The 14869-nt window shown below is 72.0% G+C and carries 11 protein-coding genes; 7 read left to right on the top strand and 4 right to left on the bottom strand.

The window, feature by feature from the left end; translation table 11 throughout:
- The first annotated feature begins 144 nt into the window (after nt 1-144).
- Nucleotides 145-990, top strand: a complete 846-nt coding sequence (locus tag ACFVT2_RS10300) for a hypothetical protein (protein WP_390014679.1) — start codon at nt 145-147, stop codon at nt 988-990.
- A gap of 134 nt (nt 991-1124) precedes the next feature.
- Here ACFVT2_RS10300 and ACFVT2_RS10295 read toward each other — a convergent pair whose 3' ends face one another.
- Nucleotides 1125-1616, bottom strand: a complete 492-nt coding sequence (locus tag ACFVT2_RS10295) for a MarR family winged helix-turn-helix transcriptional regulator (RefSeq protein ID WP_390014676.1) — start codon at nt 1614-1616, stop codon at nt 1125-1127.
- A gap of 303 nt (nt 1617-1919) precedes the next feature.
- Here ACFVT2_RS10295 and ACFVT2_RS10290 point away from each other — a divergent pair, with 303 nt between their 5' ends.
- Nucleotides 1920-2780: a lysozyme gene (locus tag ACFVT2_RS10290; RefSeq protein WP_390014674.1), complete on the top strand. Its 861-nt coding sequence runs from the start codon at nt 1920-1922 to the stop codon at nt 2778-2780.
- A 64-nt stretch (nt 2781-2844) separates the two neighbouring features.
- Here the strand turns inward: ACFVT2_RS10290 and lon are convergent, their stop codons facing one another.
- The 3 genes from lon to ACFVT2_RS10275 form a co-directional block, all read right to left on the bottom strand.
- The gene (gene lon / locus ACFVT2_RS10285) at nt 2845-5286 is read right to left on the bottom strand and encodes an endopeptidase La (protein WP_390014671.1); all 2442 of its coding nucleotides are present in this window, start codon (nt 5284-5286) and stop codon (nt 2845-2847) included.
- A 157-nt stretch (nt 5287-5443) separates the two neighbouring features.
- The gene (locus ACFVT2_RS10280) at nt 5444-6307 is read right to left on the bottom strand and encodes a pentapeptide repeat-containing protein (protein ID WP_390014669.1); all 864 of its coding nucleotides are present in this window, start codon (nt 6305-6307) and stop codon (nt 5444-5446) included.
- Nucleotides 6308-6453: 146 nt separating this feature from the next.
- Nucleotides 6454-7308: a rhomboid-like protein gene (locus tag ACFVT2_RS10275; RefSeq protein ID WP_390014665.1), complete on the bottom strand. Its 855-nt coding sequence runs from the start codon at nt 7306-7308 to the stop codon at nt 6454-6456.
- 203 nt (nt 7309-7511) lie between these two features.
- Between ACFVT2_RS10275 and ACFVT2_RS10270 the strand changes: the two genes are divergently transcribed.
- From ACFVT2_RS10270 to ACFVT2_RS10250, 5 genes are all read left to right on the top strand, one after another.
- Nucleotides 7512-8276 (top strand): spermidine synthase, encoded by a 765-nt coding sequence (locus ACFVT2_RS10270; protein WP_390014662.1) that lies wholly within the window; start codon nt 7512-7514, stop codon nt 8274-8276.
- Nucleotides 8277-8359: 83 nt separating this feature from the next.
- Nucleotides 8360-9100: a response regulator transcription factor gene (locus ACFVT2_RS10265; protein WP_274913320.1), complete on the top strand. Its 741-nt coding sequence runs from the start codon at nt 8360-8362 to the stop codon at nt 9098-9100.
- Nucleotides 9097-10221: a sensor histidine kinase gene (locus tag ACFVT2_RS10260; protein ID WP_390014659.1), complete on the top strand. Its 1125-nt coding sequence runs from the start codon at nt 9097-9099 to the stop codon at nt 10219-10221. The genes ACFVT2_RS10265 and ACFVT2_RS10260 overlap by 4 nt, the downstream gene beginning before the upstream one ends.
- A 237-nt stretch (nt 10222-10458) precedes the next feature.
- A complete protein-coding gene (locus tag ACFVT2_RS10255) occupies nt 10459-14259 on the top strand; it encodes a multifunctional oxoglutarate decarboxylase/oxoglutarate dehydrogenase thiamine pyrophosphate-binding subunit/dihydrolipoyllysine-residue succinyltransferase subunit (protein WP_390014657.1) in 3801 nt (1266 codons plus the stop codon).
- A 171-nt stretch (nt 14260-14430) separates the two neighbouring features.
- Nucleotides 14431-14610 (top strand): DUF6104 family protein, encoded by a 180-nt coding sequence (locus ACFVT2_RS10250; protein WP_004937694.1) that lies wholly within the window; start codon nt 14431-14433, stop codon nt 14608-14610.
- The last annotated feature ends 259 nt before the right edge of the window (nt 14611-14869 follow it).

Here is a 14869-nt window from a genome sequence, read left to right as displayed (position 1 = left end):
GGAGATGCGTGCCGGTCCTGGAAGGATGCCCGCCCGCAGCCGGCCCCCGGGCCCTGCGCGCCCGACCGGGCCACCGTTACCCACCCGACCGTCACGGCGGCCCGCCACCATGCGTTTTCGGCCACCTCCGGCAGACTTTCCGACATGCGCATCGAACTCGCCACCGAGCCGGGCGATCCCCAACGCCCCAACGAGGACTACGCGTCGGTCGCCCTACCTGCCTCCGGGGACGGCGGCGCCCTGGTACTGCTGGACGGGGTGACCCCACCGGAGGGGGACGACGGCTGTGTCCATTCCGTGCCGTGGTTCACCGCCCGGCTCGGGGGCGCAATGCTCGAACTGTCGGTTTCACGCCGCGACATGACGCTGACTGAGGTACTCGCCGCGGCCCTCGCCAGAACGGCCGACACACACCGCGCCACCTGTGACCTTTCTCACCCCCGCACTCCCCAGGCAACGGTGGTCGCCGCGCGCTGGTCCCGGGAGACCGTGGAGCACCTGGTGCTGTCCGATTCCGTACTGCTCCTGGAGAAGGCGGACGGCTCGGTGCATCCCGTACTCGACACCCGGCTCGACGACCCGCCGCCCGCGGTCCGCGCCCGGCGCGCGGCGGTCCGGGCCCTGCCCCGCGGCTCGGCCGAACGCGCCGCCGCGGCCCGGGAGTACGTCCGCGCGGTGGAGGCGCTGCGGAACGCCGAGGGCGGCTTCTTCACCGCGGCCGCCGATCCGTCCGTGGCGGCCCGCGCGGTCACCGGCACCACCCCGCGCGCCGAGGTCCGCGCCCTGACCGCGCTGAGCGACGGCGCGGGCCGCTGGGTGGAGGTCTTCGGCGCGGGCTCCTGGGCCCAGTGCGCGGCGCTGGTCGCCGAGGCCGGGCCGCAGGCGCTGATCGACCGGGTGCGGGCCCTGGAGGCGGCGGACCCGGAGTGCGCCGCGCACCCACGGGGGAAGGCCCGGGACGACGCGGCGGTGGTCCACGTCGCACCGTGACCCGGACCGGGCGGCCTCGGCCCGGGAGGCGACCGGGGGCCTGCCCGGTGGATCGGGGCCGGATACGCCGCGCACCCGGCCGTGGCCCGTCGGGCAGGTCCGGAGCCTGTCCGACCCCGATCCATCGGCAGGCCCTAGCCCTCCTCCCCCTCCTGCTCCGCGTTCAGCCGGTGGAGCAGGCGGGCGAGTTCGGCGACCTCGGCGCGGTCCCAGGAGGCGAGGTTGCGGGCGTAGCGGGCGCGGCGGGCGGTGCGGACGCGGTTGAAGCGGTCCCGGCCCTCGTCGGTGATCCGCACCAGGACGGCGCGGCCGTCGGCCGGGTCAGGGGCGCGGGCCACCAGGCCGAGCTTCTCCAGGGCGTTCAGTTGGCGGCTTATGGTCGCCTTGCCGACGCCGAAGTAGGCGGCGAGGTCGGTGGCGCGTTGGGCGCCGGCGTCGGCGAGGCGCACCAGCAGGCCGTAGGCGGCCGGTTCGAGGTCGGGGTGGACCTCGCGGGCGAGTTCGCCGGAGGAGGCGCGGGCCCGGCGCAGGAATACCGCCAATTCGCGTTCCAGGGACAGGAATGCGGGGTCCACTCCCATCGGCTCGCCGTCCGCCGTGGTACCGCCGGCTTCGGTGTCGTGCACGTCAGCGCCCTTTCCCGCGTTGTCCCGTCCAGAAATTCCCCCGCTGTGCCCTCCGCGCGTTTCCGCCGCCGGAAATTTTCCTTCCCGGGCGGACGGAACCGCAGTTGGGCCAGTATTTCGCAGGATTAGACCAACGGCAGCTCGCGGCCCCCTTTTATCACGGGGGTCTACGCGCGTATCGTCTTTTCTGGCATGGCCACACCAAGTGTGGCGCCGGTTCCTCCCCCCTCAAGGTCACTTCGCAAGGTCACTTCTCCGCCAAGTCACCGCACCGAGATCCACCGAGATCTACGGAGGCACGTAATGCCCGTGCTCAGATCCGGCTCCCCCCACCGCTCCGTGCGCTCCCGCGCGACCGCGGCCGGGACCCTCCTCGCGACCGTCTCCCTCCTCCTCGGCCTGCCCGGTACGGCCGGTGCCGCGGCCACCGGGCGCGCGCCCGAGCCCCGCCACCCCGAACAGGACTGGGCCGGCTCCCAGATCGCCAAGCACGAGGGCGCCACGAGCGGCGTGCTGCCGCCGCTGCGCTCGCTGACCGCCTCCGTCGAGGGCGTGGACGTCAGCAGCCACAACGGCAACGTGGCCTGGTCGACGCTCTGGAACAGCGGCGTGAAGTTCGCCTACGTCAAGGCCACGGAATCCACCAGCTACACCAATCCGTCCTTCGCGCAGCAGTACAACGGCTCCTACAACTCCGGCATGATCCGCGGCTCCTACCACTTCGCCACACCGGACACCTCCAGCGGCGCCGCCCAGGCCAACTACTTCGTCGACCACGGCGGCGGCTGGTCCAAGGACGGCAAGACGCTGCCCGGCGCGCTCGACATGGAGTACAACCCCTACGGCTCGACCTGTTACGGGCTGAGCGCGGCCGGGCTGGTGAACTGGATGAAGGACTGGTTCGCCACCTACAAGGCACGCACCGGTCGGGACGCCGTCGTCTACACCTCCACCAGCTGGTGGAAGCAGTGCACCGGCAACTCCTCCGCCTTCGGCAGCATCAACCCGCTGTGGGTCCCGCGCTACGGCTCGTCGGTCGGCGAACTCCCGGCCGGCTGGGGCTTCCACACCATCTGGCAGTACACCTCGACCGGCCCGACGGTCGGTGACCACAACAGCTTCAACGGGGCGTACGACCGGCTCCAGGCGCTGGCCAACGACTGAGGCGCGGCGGGCCGGCCCCTCCCCACTGGGGGCGGGCCGGCCGTCCGCCGGGCCGTTCCGGGCGCTACGCCGCGACCAGGACCTCGGGCCGCTCCCCGTTCGCGGCCGGCGTCAGGGCGAGTTCCAGCACCTGCCGCACGTCCGCGACCGGGTGCACCGCAAGCGCTTCGAGGATCTCGGCCGGGACGTCGTCCAGGTCCGGTTCGTTGCGCTTGGGGATGATCACGGTGGTGATGCCGGCCCGGTGCGCCGCCAGCAGCTTCTGCTTGACGCCGCCGATCGGCAGCACCCGCCCGGTGAGCGAGACCTCACCGGTCATCGCGACGTCCGGACGGACCGGGCGGCCGGACAGCAGCGAGGCCAGCGCGGTGGTCATCGTGATGCCGGCGCTGGGGCCGTCCTTGGGGACGGCGCCGGCCGGGACGTGCAGATGGACCCCGCGCTCCTTGAGGTCGCCCACCGGCAGCTCCAGTTCGGCGCCGTGCGAGCGCAGGAAGGACAGCGCGATATGCGCCGACTCCTTCATCACGTCGCCCAGCTGACCGGTCAGCTGCAGACCGGAGGCGCCGGTCTCCGGATCGGCCAGCGACGCCTCCACGTAGAGCACGTCGCCGCCGGCACCGGTGACCGCGAGACCGGTGACCACACCGGGCACCGCGGTCCGCCGCCCGGCCGGGTCCTGGGCCGACTCCGGGGTGTGGTGCGGCCGCCCGAGGAGCGGGCGCAGCGCGTCCACCCCTACGGTGCAGGGCAGCTCCCGCTCGCCCAGCTCGTGCTGGGCGGCCACCTTGCGCAGCAGCCTGGCGACCGACCGCTCCAGATTCCGCACGCCCGCCTCGCGGGTGTACTCGCCGGCCAGCTTGCGCAGCGCGTCGTCCGCCACGGTCACCTCGCCCGGCGTGAGGCCGGCCCGCTCCAGTTGGCGCGGCACCAGGTGGTCGCGGGCGATGACGACCTTCTCGTCCTCGGTGTAGCCGTCCAGCCGGACCAGTTCCATCCGGTCCAGCAGCGGTTCGGGGATCGCCTCCAGGACGTTGGCGGTGGCCAGGAACACCACGTCGGACAGGTCCAGTTCGACCTCCAGGTAGTGGTCCCGGAAGGTGTGGTTCTGCGCCGGGTCCAGCACCTCCAGGAGGGCGGCGGCCGGGTCGCCCCGGTAGTCGGAGCCCACCTTGTCGATCTCGTCGAGGAGGACGACCGGGTTCATCGAGCCGGCCTCCTTGATGGCTCGCACGATCCGGCCGGGCAGCGCGCCGACGTACGTCCGCCGGTGGCCGCGGATCTCCGCCTCGTCCCGGACGCCGCCGAGGGCGACCCGGACGAACTTCCGCCCCATGGCCCGCGCGACGGATTCGCCGAGCGAGGTCTTGCCGACGCCCGGCGGCCCGACGAGCGCCAGTACGGCGCCGCCGCGGCGCCCGCCCACCAGGCCGAGCCCGCGCTCCGACCGCCGCTTGCGCACCGCCAGGTACTCGGTGATCCGCTCCTTGACGTCCTCCAGCCCGGCGTGGTCCGCGTCCAGGACCCGCTTGGCGCCCGCGATGTCGTAGGCGTCCTCGGTCCGTTCGTGCCACGGGAGTTCCAGGACGGTGTCCAGCCAGGTGCGGATCCAGGAGCCGTCGGGACTCTGGTCGCTGGCCCGCTCCAGCTTGTCGACCTCCTTGAGGGCGGCCGTGCGGACCTCCTCGGGCAGGTCGGCGGCCTCGACCCGGGCGCGGTAGTCGTCGCCCTCGTCCTCCGGGTCGCCGTTGAGCTGGGCCAGTTCCTTGCGGACCGCCTCCAGTTGCCGCCGCAGCAGGAATTCCCGCTGCTGTTTGTCGACGCCCTCCTGGACGTCCTTGGCGATGGACTCGGCGACGTCCTGCTCGGCCAGGTGGGAGCGGAGCACGTCGGTGGCGTACTTCAGCCGGGCGACCGGGTCGGTGGTCTCCAGCAGCTGGAGCTTCTGTTCGCTCGTCAGGAACGGCAGGTATCCGGCGTTGTCGGCGAGGGTGGGGACGTCGTCGATGCCGGTGACCCGGTCGACGACCTGCCAGGCGCCGCGCTTGCGCAGCCAGCTGGTGGCCAGCGCCTTGTACTCCGTGACGAGTTCGCCGACCGCGCCGGGGAGGGCGTCCGGCGCCGTCTCCTCGACGGGGGTGCCCTCGACCCAGAGCGCGGCGCCCGGGCCGGTGGTGCCGGAGCCGATCCGCACCCGGCCCAGGCCCCGGATCAGGGCCCCGGGGTCACCGTCGGACAGCCGTCCGACCTGCTCGATCCGCCCGAGCGTGCCGATCGCCGCGTACGTCCCGTCGATCCGCGGCACCAGCAGCACTCTGGGCTTGCTGCCCGACGGGCCTGACGAGGCGGCGGCCTGGGCGGCCTCCACTGCGGCTCGCACCTCGGCGTCGGACAGGTCCAGGGGCACCACCATGCCGGGCAGGACGACCTCGTCGTCGAGGGGCAGCACGGGCAGGGTAAGCCTGGTGGGCTCAGTGGGCGCCGTGGACGCCGAATCAGCAGTCATGATCTCCCCTTCGGCAAGCAAGTTGAGCTTTACCCACTCAATGCCGAGCGGCCTGCCGTTGTTCCCCGCCGCATGTTCGCTGTGAGCGATCAGCTCCGGGCAACTCGGTTACGGGGCAGGGGGCGTGGGCCCCCACCGGAAGGGGAGGGATTCGGCGCTACCAGTGGGCGGGGCGGCGCAGCCCGCGCGGCAGCCGGGTGGTCGCGTCGCCCCGGGCCGCGTTCACCTGGGCCTGTGTCAGGAAGACGCTGCCGGTGAGGTCGGCGCCGCGCAGATCGGCATCCCGGAGGTCGGCGCCGATCATGTCCGCGGACCGGAGGTCGGCACCCCGGAGGTCGGCCGCGATGAGGTACGCCCCGCGCAGGTTGGCGCCCCGGAGGTCGGCGCCCTTGAGCCGCGCCCCCATCAGGTCCGCGCCCCGCCGCTCCTTCTTACGGCCCGGGACCTTCGCCCGGACCAGCTCACTGACCCGCAGCAGCAGGACGTTGACCACACCGCGGTGGGCGGCCACGTCCAGCCCGGCCAGCTCCTCGGCGGTGCCCGCCGTCAGCCGCTCGGTCTCCTCCAGGGCGGCCCGTAGCTCCTCGCGCACCGGGCGGCACTCCGGGAGCGCCACCGCCTCCGTCAGGTACCAGAGCAGTTCGTGCAGCTGGCGCATCACGGCGAACGCGTCGAACATCGGCCGGGCGGTCTCCGGCGCGGTCCGCCAGTCCTTCCCCTCGAAGGTGACCTGGGAGATCTTCTGGCCGGCGCCGAAGCACTCGAAGACCGTGCAGCCGGAGAAGCCGCGCTGCCGCAGGTCGCGGTGGACGCCGCAGCGGAAGTCGGTCCGGAGGTTCGGGCAGGGCCGGCCGGCCTCCTTGTCGAGGGCGAAGTCCGCCGAGCGCGCGAACGGCAGCGCCACACAGCACAGGCCGAAGCAGTTGCCGCAGTCGGAGAGCAGCGGGAGCCGGGCCTCGTCCGGGGCCTGCGGCGGGGCGGACGTGCGGTCCTGGGCGGGGCGGCGGCGCTCGTGCGACACGGTTCTTCTCTGCTCCTGCGGCCGGCGGACGCCCTCCGTCACAGCGCCCGCGAAGGACCCCATTCTCCGTGATGTGCTCCGCGGCGTGCTCCGCGACCGCCGCTGCTGGCGTGTCCGGCGGGCCGTGCGCGCGGGCGGTGTCGGGGTCAGGACGCCCGGGTGGCCCGCAGCGCCGGGTGCCCCAGGTCGCCCAGCAGCGGGGCGGGCCCGGAGCGCTGCGCCCGCCAGTACCGGAGCAGCGGCCAGGCGGCGACGCCCAGGCCGAGCGAGAGCAGATGACCCCAGTCGGTCATCGGGTCGACGTAGGCGAGCAGGCCGGACACCGCCTGGTAGCCGGCGCCGACCAGCAGCGGCCAGCGCACCCAGGCGGGCAGCAGTCCGGCGAGCGCCCCGACGCAGGTCATCACGCCGAAGCTGATGCCGTAGTCGAGGCGGTGCAACGAGCTGTCCGGCAGTCCCCCGGCGGCGACCGAGAAGCCGACCGGCATCTCGGTGGCGAGGGTGGCCAGCGCGTGCCCGCCGAAGAACACCGCCGCGGTGCGCACCCCGCCGATCCGCCGCTCCAGGGCGGTCAGGACGAAGAGGAAGGCGACGGCGTACCCCGAGAGCAGCCCGCCGGCGATCCACAGGGCACTGGCGACCAGCACCAGCAGCGGCGCCTGGGCGAGGTGGACCACGTCCGTACTGGAGCCCTGGAGCAGTGCGGAGACCAGGGAGGGGTCGCCCTGCTCGGCGAAGAGCGAGGTGGCCACGAGCAGCAGCGCGTAGCAGAAGGTGAAGGGGGTGCCGGCCGGAGTGGGGAGCAGCCGCCAGGGGTGCAGGCCCGTCCAGGGGCGGCGGGCCGGGGCGTCCGACGGCGCCGCCACGACCTGCGGGACGTCCGCGGCCGGTGCGGCCGCGGCACCGCGCTGCCGGGGCATCCCGGGGAGGAGCACCGGAGCGCCCTCACTCGCCCCGTCCCCGGCCGACGCACCGCCGGCCGTCTCCACCGCACTCGCCATCCCAGGTCCTTCCACGACCCCGCGCACCGTCCGAGATCCACTGTGCACGGCCAACCCATGAGTCAGCTGTGTGAGTGATATCCATCACAACCCTCAACTCACGCGCGATGCACTGCGTCCGCCGCGCCGGACGCGGTACCCGCCCCGTCCCACCGTCCGCCCGACGCTGGACCACCGCACGCGGAGTTGGCCAAGATGGCCGCATGGATCCCGCCCACCCCTGGCATCCGACCGCCGACCCCGAGCCGGCCGTACGCACCCTCGACCGGCGCGCGGGCCCCTACGGAGAGGTGGTGCTGCGGCGCCGGGGCCCGGCCGCCGGGGACCCCAACGCCCTTGCCCCGCCCGGGAAGGGGGACGACCCGGTCTACGAGATCATCGCCAACGGCTGCTTCCTGATGGACACCTCCGACGGACGCTCCGAACGACTGCTGGTGGACGCCGCACTGACCGCGCTGCCGCCCGACCGCGCACAGCCCTCGGTGCTGATCGGCGGACTGGGCGTGGGCTTCTCGCTGGCCCGGGCGGCCGCCGAGCCGCGCTGGGGCCGGATCGCGGTCGTCGAGCGGGAGGCCGCGGTGATCGACTGGCACCGCTCCGGCCCGCTGTCGGCGATCTCCGGACCGGCACTGGCCGACCCGCGCACCGAGGTCCGGCACACCGACCTGGTGGCGTACCTGCGCGAGGGCGCCGGCCAACTCGCGTACGACGCGCTGTGCTTGGACATCGACAACGGCCCGGACTGGACCGTCACCGAGGACAACGACGGGCTCTACTCCCCCGCCGGCCTGGCCGCCTGCCGGGACCGGCTGACCCCCGGCGGAGTGCTCGCCGTGTGGTCGGCCCAGCCGTCGTCGGAGTTCGAACGGGCGCTGGGAAATGCCGGATTCGAGGGTGTACGGACCGAAGAGATCCCGGTTGCCCGAGGCGTCCCGGACGTGGTCCACCTGGCGCTCCGGTCCGCGTAGGGCGCGTAGCCGACTGTCACATCATGCCCTTACGCTGCTGCCCAGCAAGACGCGACCACGCAGGGCACATGCAGGGGCGGGCGATGGACCAGACTCAGACAACCCAGGGCGGCACCACCGCGGCCACGCCGGGCGCCCAGCGCCGGGTGCTGGTCGTGGAGGACGATCCGACGATCGTCGATGCCATCGCGGCCCGGCTGCGCGCGGAGGGCTTCCAGGTGCAGACCGCCACCGACGGCCCGGCCGCGGTCGACACGGCCGAGGCGTGGCAGCCTGACCTGCTCGTCCTCGACGTGATGCTGCCGGGCTTCGACGGCCTGGAGGTGTGCCGCCGGGTGCAGGCGCAGCGCCCGGTGCCGGTGATGATGCTCACCGCCCGCGACGACGAGACCGACATGCTGGTGGGCCTCGGGGTCGGCGCCGACGACTACATGACCAAACCGTTCTCCATGCGGGAGCTGGCCGCCAGGGTGCACGTCCTGCTGCGTCGGGTCGAGCGGGCCGCACTGGCCGCGCACACCCCGCGCAGCGGCATCCTGCGGCTGGGCGAGCTGGAGATCGACCACGCGCAGCGCCGGGTGCGGGTGCGCGGCACCGACGTCCACCTCACCCCCACCGAGTTCGACCTGCTGGTCTGCCTGGCGAACACCCCGCGTGCGGTGCTCTCCCGCGAGCAGCTGCTGGCCGAGGTCTGGGACTGGGCGGACGCGTCGGGGACGCGGACGGTCGACAGCCACATCAAGGCGCTGCGCCGCAAGATCGGCGCCGAGCGCATCCGCACGGTCCACGGCGTCGGGTACGCCCTGGAGACCCCGCCCGCATGATCCGTCGGTGGCGGCCGCGGGCACGGGACCTGTGGGACCGGGTCTGGGACGCGTTGCGGCCGCTCGACCCGTACCGCTCGGTCAAGGCGGCGCTCGGGGCCCTGGTGATCGTCTCGGTGATCATCACCACGCTCCTGGTGTTCGTGGCGATGCACTCCGCGACCGAGCTGCGGGTGATCACGGTCTTCTCGATCATCGCCTCGCTGCTGATCACCCAGTTCGTGGCCACCGGGCTGACCGCCCCGCTCGGCGAGATGACCGAGGTGACCCGGGCGATGGCGCACGGTGACTACACCCGCCGGGTGCGCGCGGACCGCCGCGACGAGTTCGGCGACCTGGCCGACGCCTTCAACCGCATGGCCGCCGACCTGGAAGCGGTCGACACCCACCGCAAGGAACTGGTCGCCAACGTCTCGCACGAGCTGCGCACCCCCATCGCGGCGCTGCGCGCGGTACTGGAGAACGTCGTCGACGGCGTCTGCGAGCCCGACGCCGACACCATGCGGACGGCGCTGAAGCAGACCGAACGGCTGGGCCGGCTGGTGGAGCACCTGCTGGACCTGTCCCGGCTGGACAACGGCGTGGTGCCGCTGCACACCCGCCGCTTCGAGGTCTGGCCGTACCTGTCCGGGGTGCTCAAGGAGGCCAACATGAGCCGCGGCGCCGCCACGCTCTCCGGGCTCGCCGGCACCGGCACCCACACCCGGGCGGACGTCCACCTCCACCTCGACGTCTCCCCGCCGGAGCTGACCGCGTACGCCGACGCCGAGCGGCTCCACCAGGTCGTCGCCAACCTCATCGACAACGCGATCAAGCACAGCCCGCGGCACGGCCGGGTCACGGTGCGGGCCCGGCGCGGCGACGGGCCGGAGAGCCTGGTGCTGGAGGTGCAGGACGAGGGCCCCGGCATCCCGGAGTCCGAGCGCTACCGGGTCTTCGAACGGTTCAACCGCGGCGGGCCCGCCCCCTCGGGTCCGGGCACCGACGGCGGGACGGGGCTGGGCCTGGCGATCGCGCGCTGGGCGGTGGACCTGCACGGCGGACGGATCGGGGTGGCCGAATCACCCCGAGGTTGCCGGATCCGGGTCATTCTTCCGGGGCTGGAGTCATCCCGGGGTTGACGCTGACTGACGTAGGGTCGGTGGTGGGAGCACTCATTCCGGGGTGCGACGGCGATGAGCGCTACCCGCACACAGGCAAACCACGTGTGTTTCCCGCCAAGTCAGCCCCCGAAACCCTTCGGTGAATGTGACGTGCGCGACGAGTGGCCCTCCCGGACTGCACCAAAGGTCACAAGAGGCGTAGCCTTTATTCCCGCTGTCCACCACCTTAGGAAGCGGAAGAGGGCGGTTGCCGCCGTGTCGCTACAGTCCCCCAACAGTGCGAGTGTCTCGACCGAACAGGAAGAGCAGCGGAAGAATCCCGCTGCCGCGTTCGGTTCCAACGAGTGGCTCGTCGACGAGATCTACCAGCAGTACCTCCAGGACCCGAACTCGGTAGACCGAGCCTGGTGGGACTTCTTCGCCGACTACAAGCCGGGCGGCGCCACCGCGCCGAGCCAGCCGACGGCCGACGCTGCCCCGGCAGCTCCGGCCCCGTCGGCCCCGGCCCCTGCGGCGGCCCCCGCCGCACAGGCGCCGAAGCCCCCCGCCGCGGCCCCGGTCGCCCCGGTCGCCGCCCCGGCGAAGCCGGCCGCGAGTGCTGCGCCCGCGCCCGTCAAGAGCGCCCCCGCGAAGCCCGCGGCGAAGCCGGCTCCGGCTGCCAAGCAGTCCCCCACCGGCGAGGCGCCCGAGGGTCCCGAGTTCGTCACCCTGCGCGGCCCGTCGGCGGCCGTCGCGAAGAACATGAGCGCGTCCCTGGAGCTGCCGACGGCCACGTCCGTCCGCGCGGTCCCGGTGAAGCTGCTGTTCGACAACCGGATCGTCATCAACAACCACCTCAAGCGCGCCCGTGGCGGGAAGGTCTCCTTCACGCACATCATCGGGTACGCGATGGTGCAGGCCCTCAAGGCCATGCCGTCGATGAACAACTCCTTCGCGGAGAAGGACGGCAAGCCGACGCTGGTCAAGCCGGCGCATATCAACCTCGGCCTGGCCATCGACCTGGTGAAGGCGAAGGGCGAGCGCCAGCTGGTCGTCGCGGCCATCAAGAAGGCCGAGACGCTGAGCTTCTTCGAGTTCTGGCAGGCGTACGAGGACATCGTCCGCCGGGCCCGGGACAACAAGCTCACGATGGACGACTTCACCGGGGTCACCGCGTCGCTGACGAACCCCGGCGGCATCGGCACCGTCCACTCGGTGCCGCGCCTGATGCCCGGCCAGTCCATGATCATGGGCGTCGGCTCGATGGACTACCCGGCCGAGTTCCAGGGCACCTCGCAGGACGCCCTGAACAAGCTGGGTGTCTCCAAGGTCATGACGCTGACCAGCACCTATGACCACCGGGTGATCCAGGGCGCCGCCTCCGGCGAGTTCCTGCGGATCATGAGTCAGCTGCTGCTCGGCGAGAACGACTTCTACGACGACATCTTCAAGTCGTTGCGGATCCCCTACGAGCCGATCCGCTGGCTGCGCGACATCGACGCCTCCCACGATGACGACGTCACCAAGGCCGCGCGGGTCTTCGAGCTGATCCACTCCTACCGGGTCCGCGGCCACGTCATGGCCGACACCGACCCGCTGGAGTACCACCAGCGCAAGCACCCCGACCTCGACATCACCGAGCACGGCCTCACCCTGTGGGACCTGGAGCGCGAGTTCGCGGTCGGCGGCTTCTCCGGCAAGTCCATGATGAAGCTGCGCGACATCCTGGGCGTGCTGCGCGACTCGTACTGCCGCACCACCGGCATCGAGTTCATGCACATCCAGGACCCCAAGCAGCGCAAGTGGATCCAGGACCGGGTCGAGCGCGCGCACAAGTCCCCCGAGCGCGACGAGCAGCTGCGCATCCTGCGCCGGCTGAACTCCGCCGAGGCGTTCGAGACGTTCCTGCAGACCAAGTACGTCGGCCAGAAGCGCTTCTCGCTGGAGGGCGGCGAGTCCGTCATCCCGCTGCTGGACGCGGTCATCGACTCCGCGGCCGAGGCGCGACTGGACGAGGCCGTCATCGGCATGGCCCACCGCGGCCGGCTCAACGTGCTGGCGAACATCGTCGGCAAGTCGTACGCCCAGCTCTTCCGCGAGTTCGAGGGCAACCTCGACCCGAAGTCGATGCACGGCTCCGGCGACGTGAAGTACCACCTGGGCGCCGAGGGCACCTTCACCGGCCTGGACGGCGAGCAGATCACCGTCTCCCTGGCCGCGAACCCCTCCCACCTGGAGGCCGTCGACCCGATCGTCGAGGGCATCTCCCGCGCCAAGCAGGACATCATCAACAAGGGCGGTACGGACTTCACGGTCCTGCCGATCCAGCTGCACGGTGACGCGGCGTTCGCCGGTCAGGGCGTGGTCGCGGAGACGCTGAACATGTCCCAGCTGCGCGGCTACCGCACCGGCGGCACGGTGCACGTCGTCATCAACAACCAGGTCGGCTTCACCGCCGCGCCGGAGTCCTCGCGCTCCTCCATGTACGCCACCGACGTGGCCCGCATGATCGAGGCGCCGATCTTCCACGTCAACGGCGACGACCCCGAGGCCGTCGTCCGGGTCGCCCGGCTCGCCTTCGAGTTCCGCCAGGCGTTCAACAAGGACGTGGTCATCGACCTGATCTGCTACCGCCGCCGCGGCCACAACGAGCTCGACAACCCGGCCTTCACCCAGCCGCTGATGTACGACCTGATCGACAAGAAGCGTTCGGTGCGCAAGCTCTACACCGAGTCGCTGATCGGCCGGGGCGACATCACCCTCGAAGAGGCGGAGCAGGCGCTCCAGGACTTCCAGGGCCAGCTGGAGAAGGTCTTCACCGAGGTGCGCGACGCCGGCACGGCCCCGGCCGTGCCGGAGGTCCCGCAGCCGCAGGCCGAGTTCCCGGTCCACGTGGAGACCGCGGTCTCCCAGGAGGTCGTCAAGCGGATCGCCGAGTCGCAGGTCGCCATCCCCGACCACATCACCGTCCACCCGCGTCTGCTGCCGCAGCTGCAGCGCCGGGCGGGGATGATCGAGGACGGCACCATCGACTGGGGCATGGGCGAGACCCTGGCCATCGGTTCGCTGCTGATGGAGGGCACCCCGGTCCGGCTCGCCGGCCAGGACTCCCGCCGCGGCACGTTCGGCCAGCGCCACGCGGTGCTGATCGACCGGAAGACCGGCGAGGACTTCACGCCGCTGCTGTACCTGTCCGAGGACCAGGCCCGCTTCAACGTCTACGACTCGCTGCTCAGCGAGTACGCGGCGATGGGCTTCGAGTACGGCTACTCGCTGGCCCGTCCGGACGCGCTGGTGATGTGGGAGGCGCAGTTCGGTGACTTCACCAACGGCGCGCAGACCGTCATCGACGAGTTCATCTCCTCCGCGGAGCAGAAGTGGGGCCAGACGTCCGGCGTCACCCTGCTGCTCCCGCACGGCTACGAGGGCCAGGGCCCGGACCACTCCTCGGCCCGGATCGAGCGCTTCCTCCAGCTGTGCGCGCAGAACAACATGACCGTCGCGATGCCGACGCTCCCGTCGAACTACTTCCACCTGCTGCGCTGGCAGGTGCACAACCCGCACCACAAGCCGCTGATCGTCTTCACCCCGAAGTCGATGCTGCGTCTGAAGGCCGCGGCGTCGAAGGCGGCGGAGTTCACCACCGGCGGTTTCCGTCCGGTCATCGGCGACGGCGTGGTCAAGCCCGAGGACGTCCGCAAGGTCGTCTTCTGCTCCGGCAAGGTCTACTACGACCTGGAGGAGGAGCGGAAGAAGCGCGGCGCGTTCGACACCGCGCTGGTCCGGATCGAGCGGCTGTACCCGCTGCCCGGCAAGGAGCTCCAGGCGGAGATCGCCAAGTTCCCGAACGCCGAGAAGTACCTGTGGGCGCAGGAGGAGCCGGCGAACCAGGGTGCCTGGCCGTTCCTCGGCCTCAACCTGATCGACCACCTGGACCTGGCGGTCGGCGCCGACGTCCCGCACGGTGAGCGCCTGCGCCGCATCTCGCGGCCGCACGGCTCGTCGCCGGCGGTCGGTTCGGCCAAGCGGCACCAGGCCGAGCAGGCTCAGCTGGTGGCGGAGGTCTTCGACGCGTAAGCGTCCAGCCACCGCTGACCACGGTCCGCGAAGGGCCCGTTCCCACCGTTCGGTGGGGCGGGCCCTTCGGGCTGTCCGGGGGCGGTGCGGGCCGCCCCCGGCCGGTGGCACGGCGGGTCCCCGCGGCTGCCTATCCTGGCCGCAATGTCCCTTTGACCTGGTGGAGAGCACGTGTATTTCACTGACCGCGGCATCGAGGAGCTGGAGAACCGGCGCGGCGAGGAGGAGGTCACCCTCGGGTGGGTGGCCGAGCAGCTCCGGACGTTCGTCGACCTCAACCCGGACTTCGAGGTTCCGGTCGAGCGGCTGGCCACCTGGCTGGCTCGGCTGGACGACGAGGACGATGAGTAGGGGATAGGGGCGTAGGCCGTAGGGGGCGTAGGCCGTAGGGGGCGTAGGCCGTAGGGCGCGTAGGCCGTAGGGCGCGTAGGCCGTAGGGCGCGTAGGCCGTAGGGCGCGTAGGACTCGTAAGGACGAGGTCGACGCGTAGGGCGCGTAGCCGGCGGGCCGGGCCGGCGTCACCTAGGGGAAACGGCAGGGGCGTATCAGGGCAGGGTCGGGGGTGGACCCGCTTGACTCCCGCGGGCTGCGATATATCGTGTCTAACGAA

The organism is Streptomyces sp. NPDC058000, from assembly GCF_042886435.1.
GTDB lineage: Bacteria > Actinomycetota > Actinomycetes > Streptomycetales > Streptomycetaceae > Streptomyces.
The sequence above is the reverse complement of the archived record's forward strand: the minus strand, read 5'-3'. Positions and strand labels throughout refer to the sequence as shown.